Below are 18,476 nucleotides of genomic sequence, written 5' to 3' on the forward strand. Positions count from 1 at the left end.
GGCTTATTTTCTACATTTTAATGTGCCGTGAAACAGCGAAATATTCCGGAGAAGCCTGTAGCTCTAGGTGGTTGCAGTGTGTCACATTTTGAAACACTCGCATCGTTAGATAGACGATCTATGATTCGAAAGTGAATAATCTAGCTTGCACCACGCCTTTCACTGCATTATTTGTATGTAACGGGCTTGTTAGTCAGATTGTTTGTAGAAGGAAAATAAAGATGGACACGAATTTACGCATTGCACTAGTTACTGTTGGCTTCGCATTAACGATGATCTTTACCTACGCGACTGTCGCGATTGTTTTCTCTTAATCAAATAAAGCGGATTGATTTTGAAGTACCTTCGTTTTATCCCTACTTATCCATCTCGAATTTAATGGCTCTGCTGCCTTTGCAACAGGTAGAATGCGGTAATTGATAACCCACATCTTTTGAGGTTAGCGTGCAGAGCCATAAAGACGGTTTCTCTTTGGACAGTTTATCGTCCGACGCAGAACAGAGTCATTTCTTAACACCACATCCAACCCGCAGAAAACGCATTGCCTTGGTCGCACAAGGGGGTGGTCAGCGTGGAATTTTCACATCTGGTGTACTTGATAGCTTCCTTGATGCTGGGTTTGACCCCTTTGAAATCTTTATCGGCACGTCTGCGGGGGCACTCAACCTGTCTGCGTTTATTTGCCGTCAAAAAGGGTTCGGCCATCAATTCATTACCGAGTTCACGACGGACGACCGATTTTTCAATCTCATGAAATATGTTCGCCGTCAGCAATTCATGGACTTGGACTGGGCGCTGACGCTTGCTGAACCTACGCATCCGAATGGCTTGTGTTTTGAAGCAGCGAAACAGACGCTAAAACATCGCTCTGCCTATGCGTGTGCGACAAACTCACACACGCTTGAGCCTGAATATTTCCACATGTTCCAAGACAATTGGCGTTCTGTGTTAAAGGCGACCTGTGCGATCCCATTGCTCTATGAATCGACAGTAGCCCTCAATGGTCAGCATTATGTGGATGGTGGAGTGAGTGGTGCAATTCCTGCGCGCGAAGCGTTTAACCGCGGCGCAGATATTATTGTGGTTATTCGAACTGAGCCTGTTACGCATGAAGAACCTCATACGACCTCGCCGTTGATAGAGAATTTTCGCAACAAAGTAGAAGCGAGATTGCCAGAGTACGCGGCACGATTGAATATCGAGCATCGACTTGAAAAGCTCTCGGATCTCCATCATCAAGTGTCGACAAGACTCAATGAATTGAAGTTTCGCTACGCAGAGAAAAACCACGAAAACCTGTGGTTGAAACTAAAAGATATTGTGCCTGAACGCATGCAGCGAAACGGCGAAAGGTGGTTGTTCGGCGGAGATGTCATCTATCGCTTGCATGAATTGTCAGGTCATAAAATCAATGCAGACATGCTTGAAATGCTGACAAAACATTACCATACCTACCAAGATTCCATCGACTTCCTGGCGAACCCGCCGATGCGCACTGAACTACTTCAGATTGCGCCAGAAACCCCCTTGATTAGCAGCGCGTTGCTGAGTAAACCTCATCAACTTGAACATGACTATCAGAATGGGGTGAGAGCAGGTCGGCAGTTTTTGTGGAAGTATTCAGACATGCTAAAAAATGCGTCTACGATTACAGAGTGACTTATTGTAACTGATTGGGATTAAACGCTTTATACCCAATCAACCTGACGCCTAGATCATAACGTCAGTAAACCTCTCTGAATCCTGCATCTTCAGGTTGTTTGGGTATATATCAAGGAAGAGCTGTGACAGAATTTGAAAAAATGCAGCAGGGGAATCCGTATAGCCCCGCTGATGCTGAATTAACCCAATTTCGATTTGCTTCACGCAGACTATGCCAAACCTTTAATGCTCTCGACCCTGCCGCAACAGAACAGCAGGGCATGGTGGTGACGAAATTGTTCGCGCGTCGTGGCAAAGAGGTGGCAATTGAAGCGCCATTCACGTGTTCGTATGGCATGAATATTCACCTCGGTTCGAATGTCGCTATTGGGCCAAATTGCACCATTATCGACAGTGGTCACGTTGAAATTGGCAATAATGTACACATTGGCCCCAGTGTGGGCATTTATGCCAACTCTCAGTGCTTACTTCCCCTTGATATTCTGCATGGTGAACAAGAGATCTCTCTGCCCATTATCATTGGCAATAACGTTGTCATTGGGGGGAGTAGTGCCATTAAAGCCGGGGTCTGCATTGGTGAAGGTGCAGTCGTTGATATTGGCGCGGTCGTTGAAGATGATGTGGAACCATTTGCAGTAGTTGCTGGAAATCCTGCGGTAGTGGTCAGGCGGCTAAGATAACCATATTTAATATGTAACTAGTCGCGCTAAATTCCCTAAGATTTGGTACATTGTCTGTAAGTTGCATATCGCTGTATATCACTGTTTATTTGATTGGTTGGCGGTAAGGTTATAGTTCTGCTAGGCTTGACCGAAAGATGACCAAAAAACTATATAAATAGCATTTTTTGTACGGTTTTTCAGTTGTGTAGGGCAGTTCACTTTGGCGCAAGCTAGGTGATAAAAAGAGAAAGAGACGATGGCAAAAGTAAGAGCAAGAGTTCCTTTGAAAGTGGGAGTTGGCAGCAAGATTTCTGCAGAAATCCTGTCATTTGAAGGTTTGAACTCGGACAAAGAGCACGTCGCGATCATCTTCAAAAATGTTGATCAACAAAGTGGCAATACACCGCTTGTTCGTATGCATTCAGAATGTTTAACGGGAGACGTTTTTCACTCGTCACGTTGTGACTGTGGTGAGCAGTTAGAAGAAACCATACAGAAAATGGGTACCGAAGGCGGCATCATTCTGTATTTACGCCAAGAAGGTCGAGGAATTGGCCTGTATAACAAACTCGATGCGTATGAACTTCAAAGTGAAGGGATGGATACCTATCAAGCGAACAATCATCTTGGGTTTCCTGATGATCTTCGTACCTTTGAAGACGCCGCTGAAATGTTAAAGGCGCTTGATGTGCATAGCATCCGCTTAGTCACCAACAACCCTAAAAAGATCCGAGAGATTCAGGAACTCGGCATCACATTAGAAGAAGTGGTGGGGACGAAGGCACACATTAAAGATGGCAACGAGAATTACTTGAAAGCAAAAGTTTCTCACGGTCATCATAAACTCACGATTGAGTAGCTATCGCATTAACCCCCCAGAGTCACACGCACCAAAGTGTTGTACACCTGACGAGGGGCGTGTTGAACGAAAAAGCAGCGTTAAAAGCGCTGCTTTTTTTGTGCCTGACAAATGAGTGATGATTTTTTGTCCATAAATGCTATCGCATTAAAATATCTAATCTGAACTATGATTTCTTATCGTGTGTAAAACACGTTCTCACTCTTGTTTCCCGCCTAAGCTATCACTAATATCTGCAAAAAATTGGCTGGTGACCCGTTTCGAACGACTTTTCTTCGTTTTTCACTTCTTCATCTCGCCTGCATTCATAAAAGAAACTTACGCATTATTTGCTGTTGTATAAGGAATATGGTGATGCCGTCGGCGAAGCCTTTGTCTAACATTCTTCTGATGATCATTATTTTGGCTGCTGTTGGTCAAATGACGCAAACCATGTACGTGCCTTCGATGGCACTGATGGCCGCGGATTTTCAAGTCACGCCTTCGCTTCTTCAAGCGGTCATGGCGTGTTATTTGATCCCCTATGGGCTATCCCAATTCATATACGGGCCGCTCTCTGATCGATTTGGCCGTAAGCCCATCATTTTGGTGGGTTTGGCAATATATGTTGTGGGTACCATTGTGGCACTGTTTGCGACGACCTTTGATGGCTTCCTCGTTGGCAGCGTTATCCAAGGCGCAGGTATTGGCTGTGGTGGTGCAATGGCGCGTACGTTAACCCGTGATTGTTTCGAAGGAAGCCGTCTGCATAAAGCGAACAGCCTTGTGAGCATGGGGCTTATCTTTTCACCTTTGATTGCCCCCGTTTTGGGTGGCTACTTGAGTACGCTATTTCAGTGGCAGGCGAGTTACCTTTTCCTATTGGTTTTGGCGGGCGTGGTGTTTCTGATTATGTCCGTTGGGTTTCGCGAAACCTTGCCGAAGGAATCTCGCCGCAATGATCGCGTTATTACAAGTTATCAATACGTATTGAGTAACCGACAGTTTCAAGGCTACCTGCTTTGTCTGATCGCCATTTTCTCTGGCATTTCGGTTTTTGAAGCAGCGGCTGGTGTATTGCTTGGTAGTACTTTGGGGCTAGAAGCGACGACGGTGAGCTGGTTGTTTGTTTTGCCGTTACCGGGATTCATGCTGGGGTCATGGTTATCGAGCGTGATTGAGTCTCGTTATACCAATGCAACAACTGTTGTTGTTGGATCTGTTTCTCTGGTTCTGGGTGCATTAACCATTTTTGTCCCTGGCATGCAGGGTATGGTGACAATTGAATCATTAATTGGCGGTGCGTTTATCTATTTCTTGGGTGCAGGTGTGTTGTTTCCAGCTGCAACAACAGGCGCACTTACGCCATTTCCTCGTCATGCAGGTACAGCGGGCGCGGTTTTGGGTGGCGTGCAAAATATAGCAGCGGGTGGATTTACATTGGTTGCCGCTAAAATGAGCATGACCGACCAATTCGCGCTTGGTTTGATTCTGCTGATCATGGCGTTGATTTCTAGCGTGGGCTTGTTGCTCTGTAAGAATCAAACAGAAGTGCCTGAATTGCCAATGGCAGCATAAACGAGGGAAATAGAGAGTAGGTAAGTCATTTTCTCGCTACTAAATTCAATATAGCCAGTAAATTCCGTCGTTATTACCTTCACGTAAAGGCGGGAAAACAGGTGTGTTTTCCTGCCACGTCTAACATTTGTTCTGTCTGATTTAGATCAATGTAACTGTATAAATGTAATTTTCTTTCACTAAGTATTTGCGACATTCATCAATATGGTGCAGTCTGTACGGCCTGTGGCGGAGACAAACAGGACATGGAGGCCCTCAAAAACGCTCCCGCCGAGATAATCAGAAAGGCGGTAATCACGACAATGAACGCAAACACTCAGTCAAGCTGGCTTGGTCATCCTCGCGGTTTGTTCCTACTGTGCGGTACCGAACTATGGGAACGCTTCTCCTTCTACGCAATGCGCGCCATTTTGGTGCTCTATCTCACAGATAAAACCATTAACGGTGGCTTGGGTTGGACGACACAAGACGCTTTGAACCTTTATGGTATTTACACCGGTTTGGTTTACCTTACCCCCGTCTTTGGCGGCTGGTTAGCAGATAATTTCCTCGGTCAACGCCGTTCCATCATCATTGGTGGTGCATTGATGGCGATTGGTCAATTCACATTGGCATTACCCAACAGCTTTATTGACCCGTATGAACTGCACGCGTTCTATGTTGGTCTTGGTTTCCTTATTGTTGGTAATGGTCTCTTTAAGCCAAACATTTCAACCATGGTTGGCCAGCTCTATGGCGAAGGCGATAACCGCCGCGATGGTGCATTCACTATCTTCTATATGGGCATTAACCTTGGTTCACTGTTAGCGGGTTTGATTGCGGGCACAGCGTCCATTCATTACGGCTGGAAAGCGGGTTTCCTCTGCGCTGGCATCGGTATGCTGATCTCTTTGGTTATCCAGCTTGTTCTTGCGCAGCGTTTTCTGGGCTCTATCGGTATTGAACCTGCGGCGAAGAAGCAACTTCGTGAATCAGGCAGCAATGAAAAACAACCTCTAACAGCGATTGAGCGTGATCGTCTGAAAGTGATTGTGGTCATGAGCTTGTTTGTCATCATCTTCTGGGCGGGCTTTGAGCAAGCAGGCGGATTGATGAACATTTACTCGCAGCAATATACAGATCGTATGATCGGCGCGTTTGAAGTGCCTGCGGCGTGGTTCCAATCTCTCAATCCGATGTTCATCATTATCATGGCACCTTTACTTGCTGTAGTATGGCGTCGCCTTGATGACAATGAACCGAGTTCGCCGATTAAATTTGCGATGGCAATGGGCTTTCTTGCACTCGGTTTCGTCTGTATGGTGGGTGCCGCGATGCAACAGGGCGGTGATATGTCCGTCAAAGCTTCCATGTGGTGGCTTGTTGGCGCGTATTTCTTCCATACATTGGGCGAGCTATGCCTCTCTCCAATTGGTTTGTCGCTTATCACGAAACTTGCGCCGTTACGTCTGATGTCTGTCATGATGGGGACATGGTTTTGTGCGAATGCTGTTGCTAACTACGTTGCCGGTTTCATTGGTAGCCATGTCGGTGATGCAGGTCCGTTGGCTATCTTCGGTGGAATCGCTGTTACAGCGGCGGTTGCGGGCGTATTGCTTGTGCTTTGTTCGTCAAAATTGGTTGAATGGATGCATGGTGCCGAAGGCAATCCAGTGAGCGTACGCAAAGTGGGTGAAGAAAGCACCGCCCCAGCGGTCTAGCTCGACTAAGCTCATATAAATATTAACAAAAGCCATCATATAGATGGCTTTTGTTGTTTTAAAAAGAAGGATGTTTTTCTAGTCACGAACTTTCTAGTCTTTCATACTTATTCCATTCAACAGTACTGCATCCCGTATAATCGCAACCTATTGACCATTAATTCTTTCATCATTCCTGACTAAAAACTTACCCTCACTTGTCCTTAAATTCACATTAAAAGCCCCAGATATGCTTGCTGGGAGTCACTCAATCTACGAACCTGTGTGTCGTATGAAACAGCGGCGCAAAACGTTTTTCTGGGTTGTATAGCGTTCCAATGTGTCCAAAAGCAACACTCACCAATAGGACAATATCTAGGAGCAAAAGCCAAACCCATCGCGAGTTGGGGACGGAAAGTGTCGGGTCTCTTTGATTGCTTCGTGTTTAGACGTGGCATTTTCGAGAGATGGCCGAGCTGCCTCTTGCTTTGTTAGCATAAAAGAGGGAAATGAAATGGCGGATATCAATGGAACCAATTCTGCGGATACGTTGAATGGTACGACGGGAAAAGACACGATCAACGGTTTTGATGGCAATGATGTCATTTACGGTGATACGTCAGGTTCTTCGTCTGGCAATAAAACGGCTGCAGTCTTTGTTATGGGAGCAGACTTCTCTGCAAGCAGCGGTAATTTTCACACCTTTAGCTTCCCACCAACACTGAACTTCTCTGGTTCCACGACCAACGTTAGTTTCAATGATGACGATGACAAACTGAATGGCGATGATCGTTGCAATGAATATTCTGACGATAAGAGCCAATCAGTAACGCTTAACGGCCAAGAGTGCGATGTAAACGTCGATTACCAACTTAAATACTGTGACTCTGCGGGTAACGTTTATACCTTTGTTATCTTAGATGTTGATGCTGATGGGAATGGCCATCACTACAACAACCTTGGCGAAAACGGCAAAATCCTTGTTCAAACTGACGGCCCAGAAATTACGTCGGATACGGATCTTAGCCTTGTTCCAAACTCTTACCAGAACGTAAGTAGCCTTGATTACGATGACATCGTGACACCAACGTCACCAGAGATTGATCATGGAGTTGGTGATGATGATGTGATTTCTGCCGGCAATGGTGATGATGTTGTATACGGCCAAGGCGGCGACGACTACATCGAAGGTAACAACGGCCAAGATGAGCTCTATGGTGGTGACGGTGATGACGTAATTTACGGTAACACTGAAAGCGCTAATTTTGGCAATGACTCATCTATTAAAGCATTTGTATTGAACGAGAGCTTTTCTATCACCAACGGTGGTGAATTTCACACCACATGCTTCCCGCCGAAGTTGAACTTCAACGGTACGCACGAAGAAATCACGTTTAACGATGATGATGACAAGTTGAATGGCGACGACCAGTGCAACGAGTACTCTGACGATAAAACACAGTCAGTAAATCTTGACGGTCAAACGTACGATGCCAATGTCGACTACAAACTGTCTTACTGTGACTCTGATGGCAACATTTATACCTTCGCGGTCGTTGACATTGATGCAGACAGTAACGGCCACCACTACAACAATGTAGGCGAAAACGGCAAAATCCTGATTCAAATCGATGGCCCTGAAATCACAGCCGATACCGATTTGAGCCTAGTGCCTAATTCGTACACCAATGTCTCTTCGCTGGACTATGATGCGTTGCAAACCAACAACGGCGATATCACTGAAATCGCAAACGACGAAGATTACATCGACGGCGGTAAAGGTAACGACACCATTTATGGTCAGTGGGGCGATGATGAAATTCGTGGTGGTGAAGGTGATGACCTTATCTACGGCGGCCAATACGGCACTCAGACGACTGAACTCGTTCGAAACTCAGATGGCACGTGGGACATCAGCGGCGGTGGCGAAGTGACACTTGATCTGTCTAACTTCTCTTCAAGCGCGTCTTACAACAACAGCGTGGGTTGGTATGCACTCGATGAAGATGGGAACGTACTGAAAGCGTACATCTTGGAAGATAACGTAAAAGGTGCGGCTGACATTACTGCCAACATTGATGTTGAAGGTGCTGTGACGCTGAGCTTGTTCATCATTCCAGATGGCGACCGCAAGAACTTCGATGCGGGCGAAGCAACACTGAGCTTTAGCGGCTCTAGCCCAACTATTACACAAGGCTCTGCATCGTCAATGGTGTACGTGTCTGAAGCGGGTAAAAACGGCGACAACCGTGACCATGAAATCAACTCTGGCGACGATTCTTGCTGGGAAGATCTATGGTGCCTAGGCGACAAAGATTTCAACGACGTTGTATTTAACGTTGAAGCGAGTCAATCAACCCGCACGACAGATGCAGACACCATTTACGGTGAAGAAGGCAACGATACTATCTATGGTGGTGACGATGCTGACCACATCATGGGTGGCGTAGGCGACGACGTTATTTATGGCCAAGAAGGTGACGATGTCATCGAAGGTGGTGAAGGTAACGATGAAATCTACGGCGGTACGGGTCAAGATGTGCTTCTTGGCGGCGCTGGCGATGATTTCCTAAATGGCGGCCCAGGTAGCGACGTTGAAATCGACGGCGGCACAGGTGTTGATGAATACCGCGGCAGTGCGGGTAACGATGTGTTTATCTTCGGCCAAGATGATTTCGTTGGTACAACGGTCACTAACCAAGCGGGTCGCGTGATCAACAAATCTATGTACAACGCTGACAACGGCTTTGACAAGATGTTGGTTGAAGGCGATGCGATTGTCGATTTTACCGGTGAAAGCTACCAATCTGACCCAAGCATCACGGGTAACGTGATGGCGCAAATTGAAGCTGTGATTGGTGACGAAGGTGACCAAGAAGTGACAATTAACCCGAATGAGATTTGGTCTCAGTCTGATGCGCCTGGTGGTGAAGGTTTCGGTGGGGCAGAGGATTGGGATGGTTTCGTGGCGTACCTTGGCGAAGGCGACGACAGCCTTGATTTGTCTGGTACACCTTGGAGCTTCGACGCAGACGGCGCGGTAAATGCACCATTGTCTGCTGAAATGATCAGCATTATGGGTCTGAACAATACACAAGTGGGCGAGTTGAATGCGTACGTGTTTACGCACGATACCCAAGATCGCACCATCACGGTATGGACAGACGCAGAGACGGTAACGTTGAACGACGACAGCCTGATCTAAGCCAGTTGCCTACACGCGTAAGATTGTCCTTTGCGAAAGCATTGAATAAACCGCGGTAAGCAAGATAGAAAAAGGAGGCGTTTACGCCTCCTTTTTCTATTCTGGTTTTATGTGATTTTGTACCGTGATTTAAAGAGATGTTGGCTCGTTCTCTAAATACAGCACGGTGGCGGCCACCCTTGAATCAACACCAAGTTTCTTCAGCAGGTTTTTTAAATGCACTTTCACTGTCGCTTCTGAAATATAGAGGTTTTCCGCAATCTGCTTGTTACGAAACCCCTTGGCAACTTGTTGTAAAATTTGCATCTCCCGCTCCGTCAATACACTCAACGGCGAAGTCTGGTTCGCGCCTTGGTTAATGTATTCCTTCACTTCATCACTATAAGCCTTTTCACCGGTCATGGCGGCTTTTAGCTTTTCAATTAATTCTTCTGGTTCGCTGTCTTTAAGCAGATAGCCATCTGCACCTGACCGCACAATCGCACTGATGTCACTTGGGCTGTCAGAGACAGTGAGAATAACGATCGTCGACGTGCATCCGTCGTTGCGAAGTGCCCGCAAGGTATCCAATCCTGACATGCCTTTCATGTTGAGATCGAGCACGATCAAATCCGGCTCTTGTCTTGCCACTGCAGCGATTGCATCTGTGCCGTTACTGGCTTCATTCACGGTTTCAAACTCAGGTTCAAAACGCAGCAATTGGGACAACCCTTTTCGCATTAACGGATGATCATCAACAAGGAGTACATTCCATTGATCCATCATTTTCTCCTGATTGAATTATTTGAGTGGAAAGGTGAGGGATACACGACAGCCTTCGGATGGGGCGGAGACAATATCAACATGTCCGCCAAGCATCAACGCGCGTTCATTCATAATGTTCAATCCATAATGATCGGGCTTATCTTGGTCAAGCGAGAAGCCTTTGCCGTCATCAACAACCTCAACATAGCCTTTATCATCATTTTGCCCACATTGGATACGCAGTGAGTTTGCATCAGCATGTTTAATCGCGTTGCTGCACGCCTCGCGAATGATTTGGAGGATGTGCATTTGGCGCTGCGCATCAATGGACAGAGTATCTAACGTTGAATCCACAATAATGTTCGTTGGTGTTTGCCCTTGAAGGGCTTCGATCATCTCTTCTAATGCCAGGCCAAAATCGCTATTGGTTAGAGATAAACGGAACGCATTGAGCAGTTCTCGCAACTGGTCGTAAGCGGTTTTTAACTGTTCGCTAATTTCGTCAGCAATTGCAGTGCAATCGTCAGAGTCGATGGTCTTGAGGTGGCGCTTGAGCAGAGTGGTTTGGATTTTCAAATAAGACAGCGACTGTGCAATGGAGTCATGAAGCTCACGCGCCAAGGTTGCACGTTCTTCCATTACAGCAAGGTGCATGGCTTGTTTCTGCGCATGGCTGTAGTAAATACCGCGAGAGAGAATAAACGCGAGGTTCGAGAGCAGCATCTCATCTACGATGTGCTTGTTGCCTTGCCATTCCAACGTGCCGAGTGCATCGCCATCCACACTTAATGGCAGAGAGTACCATGTCGCATTTGGATCAATGTCCGCGGCACTTGCATCGAGCTGCCACTCTGACTGGCTCGAATGCTGCACATTCAAACGTAGTGCGTTAACACCATCAGCATTTAATGTGACTGACAGGATGTTTTCAAATGTGTCTCGCGTCAGGAAACTTGACGAGAGTTGAGTAGAGCATTCATACAAGACGTTCAGTGAGCGGTTGGCTTTGGTGAGTTTCAGGGTTTTTGATTCGATTTTTGACTCTAGGTTGTAGTACAGCTCTTTAAGCTCTTTTGCCATCACAGAGAAGTTATTGGAAAGCACACCCAGTTCATTGTTTCGGAATGGCGGGAGGTCAACATCAAACACTTTGTTCTGAATATTTTGACTGGCAGAAACCAGCATGTTGAGCGGGTTAACAATGCGTTTTTGTGTGTAGTGAATCAAGAACAGCACAAATGCGAGGATAAGTCCCAAACCTAAACTGCCTATTAGGGCAAGGACTTGCAACTTGTTCTCAGAGTGGCGCTGAAGTGCAAACACGAACTGGTCGATATCATTCACAAAGCGGCCAACTTGCTCGAGATAAAATTCTCGGTCGGGCCCTTCAAGCTCAGGTCGCAAACGTGTCCAATTAATGATCAAGGCATCGTAGCGTTGACGAATTTCTTCCGGTACAGCGACGTTGTTGAGAAGTTGAAGTTCTTGAGACAGCAAGGCGTTTTGAAATGAGCCAATGTGAGAACGAAGGCGAGGGGAGTCGATCGAAATATCATAAGCGATGCGATAGCTTTGCATGCGCAAAGAACCGGACGTATTGATTGCTGCGGCATCATTCAAACTTGATGCCAAGGTGATAATCGAAAACCCCGTTATGATGACGGCCAACAAAAGTATGGCAATCAGAGAGCGTGCAACCGTGGTGGTTACAGACCGTTTCACTGAAATTTTTAGATTTGGGTCCATCATGTTGATTTGTTCACTGGCTCTTTAATGGGTTGATTACAATAACTATCATGCGCATCGAAGAGGTTAAATTCTTCTAAATTGAAAATGCGGCTTCCATAATGTGAGCGATTTCAACCTCATTAATTGATCTGGCGCAATACTACCCCCTATATACCCCTTAAGGGTTATATAACTACTTCCGCAATCCCTCTACTGTTTTCTCAACATTTAAACATCTTCTTTGCAATGGCTATCAATCTAAGTGTTTATCTACTAGGTTCATAGTTTGCCAGAGGTCTGAAGGGAAACATGGTAGACAATCGACGCCGCGCTTTCATGCGAACACCTTTTAAAAGCACCGCAAAGGTAAGCATTCAGCCACTGCCTTGGTTGAAGGATGTGTCGACGTTTACTGATAACTGCACGCGCTGCGGTGAATGTATCAAAGCCTGCGAAACAAGCATCATTAAGCAAGGCGATGGCGGTTTCCCTTCCGTGGATTTCAATTCGGGCGAATGCACCTTCTGTTACGCCTGTGCAGACGCTTGCCCAGAGCCTCTCTTTCTCGAAGAACACGCCCAGCCTTGGCAACAAATCATCTCTATTGACGATGCTTGTCTGGCCAAGAAATCCGTTGAATGCCGCAGTTGTGCCGATGCCTGTGAAACACAGGCGATTCGATTTCGCTTGTCTGTAGGCTCAGTCGCTCAACCTCAATTTAACCGTGATGATTGTACGGGATGTGGCGCATGTCTTTCGCCTTGCCCTGTCGATGCCATTACGATGCAAACCAATACAAAAACAATAACGGAGCAACAGCTATGAGTGAGGAATATCACGTCAGCAGCCTTGTCGTTCACGCCGCCGCCGATCAAACGGAACAGGTGAAAGAACGTATAGAAGCACTGCCAGGCACGGAAGTACCGGCAACCAATCAAACCGGTAAGTTGGTCGTGGTGGTGGAAGGCGACAGTCGCGGCGAGTTGCTCGATATCTTTGAACAAATTAAAGCGTTGCCGGGTGTACTGGCGGCGACGCTTGTGTTTCATCAGGTCGAAAACGAAAACATAGAACCTGAAAGCAATCTGGAAGGAGTGAGGCTATGACCCTGACACGTAGAAAGTTTCTCAAAGCAAATGCGGCCGCAGCGGCAGCGGGTGCTGCGGGTATTACACTTCCCGTGTCTGTTGCGCAGGCAGCGGGAACCGACGGAGAAGTAAAATGGGATAAAGCACCGTGCCGCTTTTGTGGTACTGGCTGTGGCGTTCTTGTAGGGACACAAAATGGGCGTGTTGTGGCAACACAAGGCGACCCAGAAGCACCTGTAAACCGCGGTCTGAACTGTGTTAAAGGCTATTTCCTACCGAAAATCATGTACGGAAAAGACCGCCTTACGCAGCCAATGCTTCGTAAGAAAAACGGTGTTTACGACAAAGAAGGCGAATTCGAAGCAATCAGTTGGGACGAAGCGTTGGATTTGATGGCTGAGAAGTTCACCAAAGCCATTAAAGAAAACGGCCCAACCACGGTCGGTATGTTTGGCTCTGGCCAATGGACCGTTTGGGAAGGCTACGCTGCGTCTAAATTAATGAAAGCAGGTTTTCTAACCAACAATATCGACCCGAACGCACGTCATTGTATGGCGTCGGCGGTAGTGGGCTTTATGCGTACCTTTGGTATGGATGAACCCATGGGTTGCTATGACGACCTTGAGCAAGCGGATGCGTTCGTGCTTTGGGGATCTAACATGGCAGAGATGCACCCCATTTTGTGGTCGCGTTTGGCCGATCGTCGTCTGTCTGCAGATCACGTAAAAGTGGCGGTATTGTCTACGTACGAGCACCGTAGTTTCGAGTTGGCAGATAACGGCATGATCTTCACGCCGCAAACTGACCTTGCGATCCTGAACTACATCGCCAATTACATTATTCAAAACGACAAAGTCGATAAAGACTTTATCGCGAAACACGTTAACTTCCGTAAAGGTGCAACCGACATCGGTTATGGTTTGCGCCCTACAAACCCACTTGAGCAGAATGCAAAAAATGCAGGCAGTGGCGCATCAGATCCTATCGATTTCGATGCGTTTGCGAAGTTTGTCGCCGATTACGACGTTGAATCTGTGTCAAAACTGTCGGGTGTACCAGAAGATCAACTCGTTGCGTTGGCGGAGCTATATGCTGACCCGAAAGTGAACGTAGTCTCTTACTGGACAATGGGTTTTAACCAACACACTCGCGGTGTGTGGGCAAACAACCTTTGTTACAACATTCACCTGCTAACGGGCAAAATCTCGAAGCCAGGTTGTGGCCCGTTCTCGTTAACAGGTCAACCTTCAGCGTGTGGTACCGCGCGTGAGGTAGGCACATTTGCACACCGTCTGCCTGCAGACATGGTGGTGAATAATCCAAAACACCGCGCATTTGCAGAAGCAAAATGGAAACTGCCAGAAGGCACCATTCCGCCGAAACCGGGTTACCACGCAGTATTGCAAGATCGCATGTTGAAAGACGGTAAGCTGAATGTGTATTGGGTGATGTGTAACAACAATATGCAAGCCGGCCCTAACATCAATGAAGAGCGTTTACCGGGTTATCGCGACCCACGTAACTTCATCATTACGTCTGACCCATACCCAACCATTACAGCGATGGCGTCGGATCTGATTCTTCCTACTGCGATGTGGGTAGAAAAAGAAGGCGCTTACGGAAACGCTGAACGTCGTACACAGTTCTGGTATCAACAAGTGAAAGCGCCAGGTGAGGCGAAATCAGATCTATGGCAAATCGTTGAGCTGTCTAGACGCATCAAAGTGAAAGACGTTTGGCCTGCAGACTTGGTTGCGAAGAAACCTGAGTATGCGGATAAGACCTTGTTCGACATCTTGTATGCCAACGGACAAGTTGACCAATACGGTCTCGATGAAGTGCCTGACGATCGCTTGAACGACGATGCACGCGCAGCAGGTTTTTACATTCAAAAAGGTTTGTTCGAAGAGTATGCAGCGTTTGGTCGCGGCAAAGCGCACGACCTTGCACCGTTTGAAGCGTACCACCAAGCCCGAGGTTTGCGTTGGCCCGTGGTTGACGGTAAAGAAACCCTATGGCGTTACGCAGAAGGGCATGACCCGTATGTGAAAGCCGGTGAAGAGTTTGCGTTCTACGGTAAGCCGGACAAAAAAGCCGTCATTTTTGCATTGCCTTACGAGCCAGCAGCAGAAGCCCCTGACGAAGAATACGATTTGTGGCTTTCAACAGGCCGCGTGCTTGAGCACTGGCACACAGGCACCATGACGCGACGTGTTCCTGAGCTTTATAAAGCCTTCCCAGATGCGGTGGTGTACATGCACCCGCTGGATGCGAAGAAGCGTGGTTTACGCCGTGGTGATGCGATTAAGCTCATTTCTCGTCGAGGCGAAGTGACGTCACACGTTGAAACCCGTGGACGTAATCGCGTACCACAAGGGCTAATCTTTATGCCGTTCTTTGATGCAGGACAACTGGTTAACAAGCTCACGCTTGATGCTACCGACCCGCTTTCAAAAGAGACGGATTACAAGAAATGTGCCGTTAAAGTTGTGAAAGCCTAAGCATGAAGACGGTTTGGGTGAACGCTTGTCGCCGCCCAAACCGATAATGATGACTAAAGATTCCGAAAGGAGCCGAGAATGAAAATGAAATACACGGTTTCTCTATTGCTGGTGGCATTAATTAGCTCAGTGGCAATGGCGCAAGTGACGTCGCTACGTGGTGACCAAGAGATTGGTGAAAACAACGACGTGCCGAAAATCAAAGCCGTACCGAAAAACCAAGAACGCATGTCGTTGAACTATGTTAATCAGCCGCCAATGGTGCCGCATGCCGTTGATGGCTATCAGGTTAATCAATCAAACAATGCGTGTTTGCAATGCCATGACGTGGATGTTTACCGTAAAACTGGTGCACCACGCGTGAGCCCTACGCACTACCTAGACCGCGATAACAAAGTGCTGACAGACGTCGCACCACGTCGTTATTTCTGTCTGCAATGCCATGTTCCTCAGATCCAAGGTGAGCCTATCGTAGAGAACGATTTTGTTCCTGCGGGTAAGTTTGGTCAGTAAGGAGTAACGATGAAAATACCAGGATTTATCAAGAAAGGGTGGGCATGGTTTCGTAAACCTAGCCACCTAGCGATTGGTACCGTACTCATTATTGGTTTTGCTGCAGGTATTATTTTCTGGGGTGGATTTAACACAGGAATGGAAATGACGAACCGAGAAGAGTTCTGTATCGGTTGTCATGAAATGCAAGACAATGTGTACCAAGAGTATGTTGGCACCATTCACTACAGCAACCGAAGTGGTGTTCGCGCAACGTGTCCTGATTGTCACGTGCCGAAAGAATGGGGTCCTAAGATGATCCGTAAAATCCAAGCGAGTAAAGAACTGTATGCGAAAGCGTTTGGCATTGTTGCAACGCCGCAGAAGTTCGAAGATCACCGCTTGGAAATGGCAACACGTGAATGGAGTCGTATGAAAGCGAACAATTCACAAGAGTGTCGAAACTGCCATAACTTTGAATACATGGACTTCAGCGCGCAGAAAAATGTGGCGGCAAGTGTTCATGATCGTGCAGAAGAAGCAGGGCAGACCTGTATTGATTGCCACAAAGGTATCGCGCATAAATTGCCACGCAATCATGATGCATCAAAAGAATTCAAATTCGACTGATGTGTTCATCAATGTAAAAACGTGACGTTTTTCATTTAGAGAGTGATTTGCGAAGGTAAACAAAAAAGGCCAGCGATTAAGCTGGCCTTTTTTATGTGCGCTGCGCGAGCGCAAAAATGTCATGTTGAAGGGTGGAGGTTACTCGGCGCGTTTCCACAACAAGTGGCAGAATTTCTGCTCAGGGTCGCGACTGACAAGCATGCGCACGAGCACATCGTTCAAGGTGTCTTCAGAGGTTAGGCCAATACGCACTTCAACAAACGTCTCGCGGTTAACGTCAAAACCTACGTGCTCTTCCCAATCACTTTCGGCATCAACCGCGATGCCAGCACCTTCCTCATCAAAACGGGCTTGAAACGCAAGAAGGTCATCGTAATCGAGGTTGTCTTCTGCCATTTCATAGAAGATATCAAACGCCGTATCAAGGGTGTCATCAATTGAAAGTAGCTGGGTTTCCATAATCATTCACTCTTAGATTTCTAACAGGTCTATTAAAGCATGTTCAAGAAGGTTTCCCAAAGTGCGTTCTTGCCTCTCGTCGCGCAGAGAGTGTGCAAACAGACGGGAAGAGCACACAGTATTGCTGGTCTGAATAGGGTTTCTACTTCTAAAATAGGGTGATGTATCCAAACGTTCTGCGTCCAGTGTGATCCAGAAGACATTGAGTCCCGTCGCCAGAAAGGAGCGAAGTTTGTACAAAGCCAGCCCACGCCAAGGGTTACTGCCTGAACTCGATAGCGAACGCCCATTGCAAACGCAGTTTGTTGAGCCTGTCGCAACCGCCGTGCGTCAACTTAAAGGCACGCTAGGGGACACATTGCATAGTGCTTACCTGTCAGGCGACATTGCACATAGAACCGCGCCAGACAAAGCGACGATGAACGTAACGCTCGTGACACAACGCAGTTTAAACGTGAATGAATATTCCATGTTGAATACGGTACGTTTTCGTATAGAGCAGGGCAGTGAAGCGATTAGTCGTGTTGCGATTGATGTAGTGCCAATCAACGATGTGAGGGATCTCGGGAATATCTTTAAATGGGGCTTTTTCTTAAAGCACTGCACCCAGTGTATTCAAGGCGATAACCTCGCACAAAGCTTTGGTCACTTTGAAGTGAGCTGGGAAGTGTGCAAAGCGATGAATGATGACTTGTCAGCGCGTTTACGTGAACTTCGAAATAAAGTCGCCATTGCCACAAAATGGGGGACACAGCTTGATGCCGCAGAGGAAGCTGCTTCGCGGCTGATCAAAGCCAGTTTTGGCTTGGTGGCTTACAAAGCCAATCGCTGGGAAGAAGAGTTAGAAGCGTGTTCGCGCGTTTTTCTTGAGTTTTACCCTGATAAAACCTTGGAAATGGAACGCCTTTTCTATCTAATCCAGCGGAAACCCGTGAAAAAACGCGCCGTGGTTGCCTTGCTTGATGCGCATTGGAAGTGGGTGGTCGATGAGTACGAAAAAATCGATCGTAAAATTGGGTAGTTATGCAATACAAGAAAAACGGGTTTCAGGGTGAAACCTTGGATTTTGGGGGACATTATCCCTCTCGTTGTGAGAGTTGATATAACAACTAATTAACAATTAATGCGTGAAAAATAAACAGTATTTGCTTCCTGAGTGGTCAATAACATCGCTTTCGCTAATTTATTCAAAATAAGTGACTATTTATTA

General features: G+C 46.9%; 16 protein-coding genes and 1 riboswitch. Of the genes, 13 read left to right on the forward strand and 3 right to left on the reverse strand.

Translation table 11 applies throughout. From position 1 onward, the window contains the following. Window positions 1-221: 221 nt before the first annotated feature. The 7 genes from BCT27_RS21370 to BCT27_RS21400 all read left to right on the forward strand — a co-directional run bounded on the left by BCT27_RS21370 (window position 222) and on the right by BCT27_RS21400 (window position 9,624). Entirely contained in the window at window positions 222-314 is a 93-nt protein-coding gene (locus BCT27_RS21370) for a hypothetical protein (RefSeq protein WP_017009434.1), read from the forward strand. Between the two features lie 130 nt (window positions 315-444). Next, window positions 445-1,659, forward strand: a complete 1,215-nt coding sequence (locus BCT27_RS21375) for a patatin-like phospholipase family protein (RefSeq protein WP_102396709.1) — start codon at window positions 445-447, stop codon at window positions 1,657-1,659. Between the two features lie 125 nt (window positions 1,660-1,784). Further along, on the forward strand, window positions 1,785-2,342 hold the full coding sequence (locus BCT27_RS21380; RefSeq protein ID WP_102316400.1) for a maltose acetyltransferase domain-containing protein: 558 nt from the start codon (window positions 1,785-1,787) through the stop codon (window positions 2,340-2,342). Between the two features lie 238 nt (window positions 2,343-2,580). Further along, window positions 2,581-3,183: a GTP cyclohydrolase II gene (locus BCT27_RS21385; RefSeq protein WP_102316401.1), complete on the forward strand. Its 603-nt coding sequence runs from the start codon at window positions 2,581-2,583 to the stop codon at window positions 3,181-3,183. A 354-nt stretch (window positions 3,184-3,537) separates the two neighbouring features. Further along, window positions 3,538-4,740 (forward strand): multidrug efflux MFS transporter EmrD, encoded by a 1,203-nt coding sequence (gene emrD, locus BCT27_RS21390; RefSeq protein WP_102392281.1) that lies wholly within the window; start codon window positions 3,538-3,540, stop codon window positions 4,738-4,740. Between the two features lie 302 nt (window positions 4,741-5,042). Next, window positions 5,043-6,440, forward strand: a complete 1,398-nt coding sequence (locus BCT27_RS21395; RefSeq protein ID WP_102396710.1) for a peptide MFS transporter — start codon at window positions 5,043-5,045, stop codon at window positions 6,438-6,440. Window positions 6,441-6,796: 356 nt separating this feature from the next. Further along, a riboswitch (cyclic di-GMP riboswitch) is annotated at window positions 6,797-6,903 on the forward strand. A 30-nt stretch (window positions 6,904-6,933) separates the two neighbouring features. Next, complete coding sequence (locus BCT27_RS21400) at window positions 6,934-9,624, forward strand: calcium-binding protein (RefSeq protein ID WP_102396711.1); 2,691 nt, start codon at window positions 6,934-6,936, stop codon at window positions 9,622-9,624. Between the two features lie 129 nt (window positions 9,625-9,753). Here the strand turns inward: BCT27_RS21400 and BCT27_RS21405 are convergent, their stop codons facing one another. Beyond that, the gene (locus tag BCT27_RS21405) at window positions 9,754-10,386 is read right to left on the reverse strand and encodes a response regulator (protein ID WP_102316405.1); all 633 of its coding nucleotides are present in this window, start codon (window positions 10,384-10,386) and stop codon (window positions 9,754-9,756) included. An 18-nt stretch (window positions 10,387-10,404) separates the two neighbouring features. Then, entirely contained in the window at window positions 10,405-12,117 is a 1,713-nt protein-coding gene (gene narQ, locus BCT27_RS21410) for a nitrate/nitrite two-component system sensor histidine kinase NarQ (RefSeq protein ID WP_102396712.1), read from the reverse strand. 288 nt (window positions 12,118-12,405) lie between these two features. On the opposite strand from narQ, the gene napF reads away from it, so the two are divergent. The 5 genes from napF to napC all read left to right on the forward strand — a co-directional run bounded on the left by napF (window position 12,406) and on the right by napC (window position 16,807). Then, window positions 12,406-12,921, forward strand: coding sequence for a ferredoxin-type protein NapF (gene napF / locus BCT27_RS21415; protein WP_102396713.1), 516 nt, complete (start codon window positions 12,406-12,408; stop codon window positions 12,919-12,921). Next, window positions 12,918-13,202: a chaperone NapD gene (locus BCT27_RS21420; RefSeq protein ID WP_017008521.1), complete on the forward strand. Its 285-nt coding sequence runs from the start codon at window positions 12,918-12,920 to the stop codon at window positions 13,200-13,202. The genes napF and BCT27_RS21420 overlap by 4 nt, the downstream gene beginning before the upstream one ends. After that, the gene (napA, locus tag BCT27_RS21425; protein ID WP_102396714.1) at window positions 13,199-15,685 is read left to right on the forward strand and encodes a nitrate reductase catalytic subunit NapA; all 2,487 of its coding nucleotides are present in this window, start codon (window positions 13,199-13,201) and stop codon (window positions 15,683-15,685) included. Before BCT27_RS21420 ends, napA begins: the two co-directional genes overlap by 4 nt. Window positions 15,686-15,763: 78 nt before the next feature. Further along, window positions 15,764-16,198, forward strand: a complete 435-nt coding sequence (locus BCT27_RS21430) for a nitrate reductase cytochrome c-type subunit (RefSeq protein ID WP_017013739.1) — start codon at window positions 15,764-15,766, stop codon at window positions 16,196-16,198. A 9-nt stretch (window positions 16,199-16,207) separates the two neighbouring features. Next, window positions 16,208-16,807 carry a cytochrome c-type protein NapC gene (gene napC, locus BCT27_RS21435; protein ID WP_017008518.1) on the forward strand — a complete coding sequence of 200 codons (600 nt, stop codon included), beginning with the start codon at window positions 16,208-16,210 and terminating at the stop codon, window positions 16,805-16,807. Between the two features lie 138 nt (window positions 16,808-16,945). On the opposite strand, the gene BCT27_RS21440 is transcribed toward napC, so the two are convergent. Then, window positions 16,946-17,266: an HI1450 family dsDNA-mimic protein gene (locus tag BCT27_RS21440; RefSeq protein WP_102260375.1), complete on the reverse strand. Its 321-nt coding sequence runs from the start codon at window positions 17,264-17,266 to the stop codon at window positions 16,946-16,948. Between the two features lie 232 nt (window positions 17,267-17,498). Between BCT27_RS21440 and BCT27_RS21445 the strand changes: the two genes are divergently transcribed. Next, on the forward strand, window positions 17,499-18,287 hold the full coding sequence (locus BCT27_RS21445; protein ID WP_102316411.1) for a hypothetical protein: 789 nt from the start codon (window positions 17,499-17,501) through the stop codon (window positions 18,285-18,287). The last annotated feature ends 189 nt before the right edge of the window (window positions 18,288-18,476 follow it).

Source organism: Enterovibrio norvegicus, from assembly GCF_002876705.1.
Taxonomy (GTDB): Bacteria; Pseudomonadota; Gammaproteobacteria; order Enterobacterales; family Vibrionaceae; genus Enterovibrio; species Enterovibrio norvegicus_B.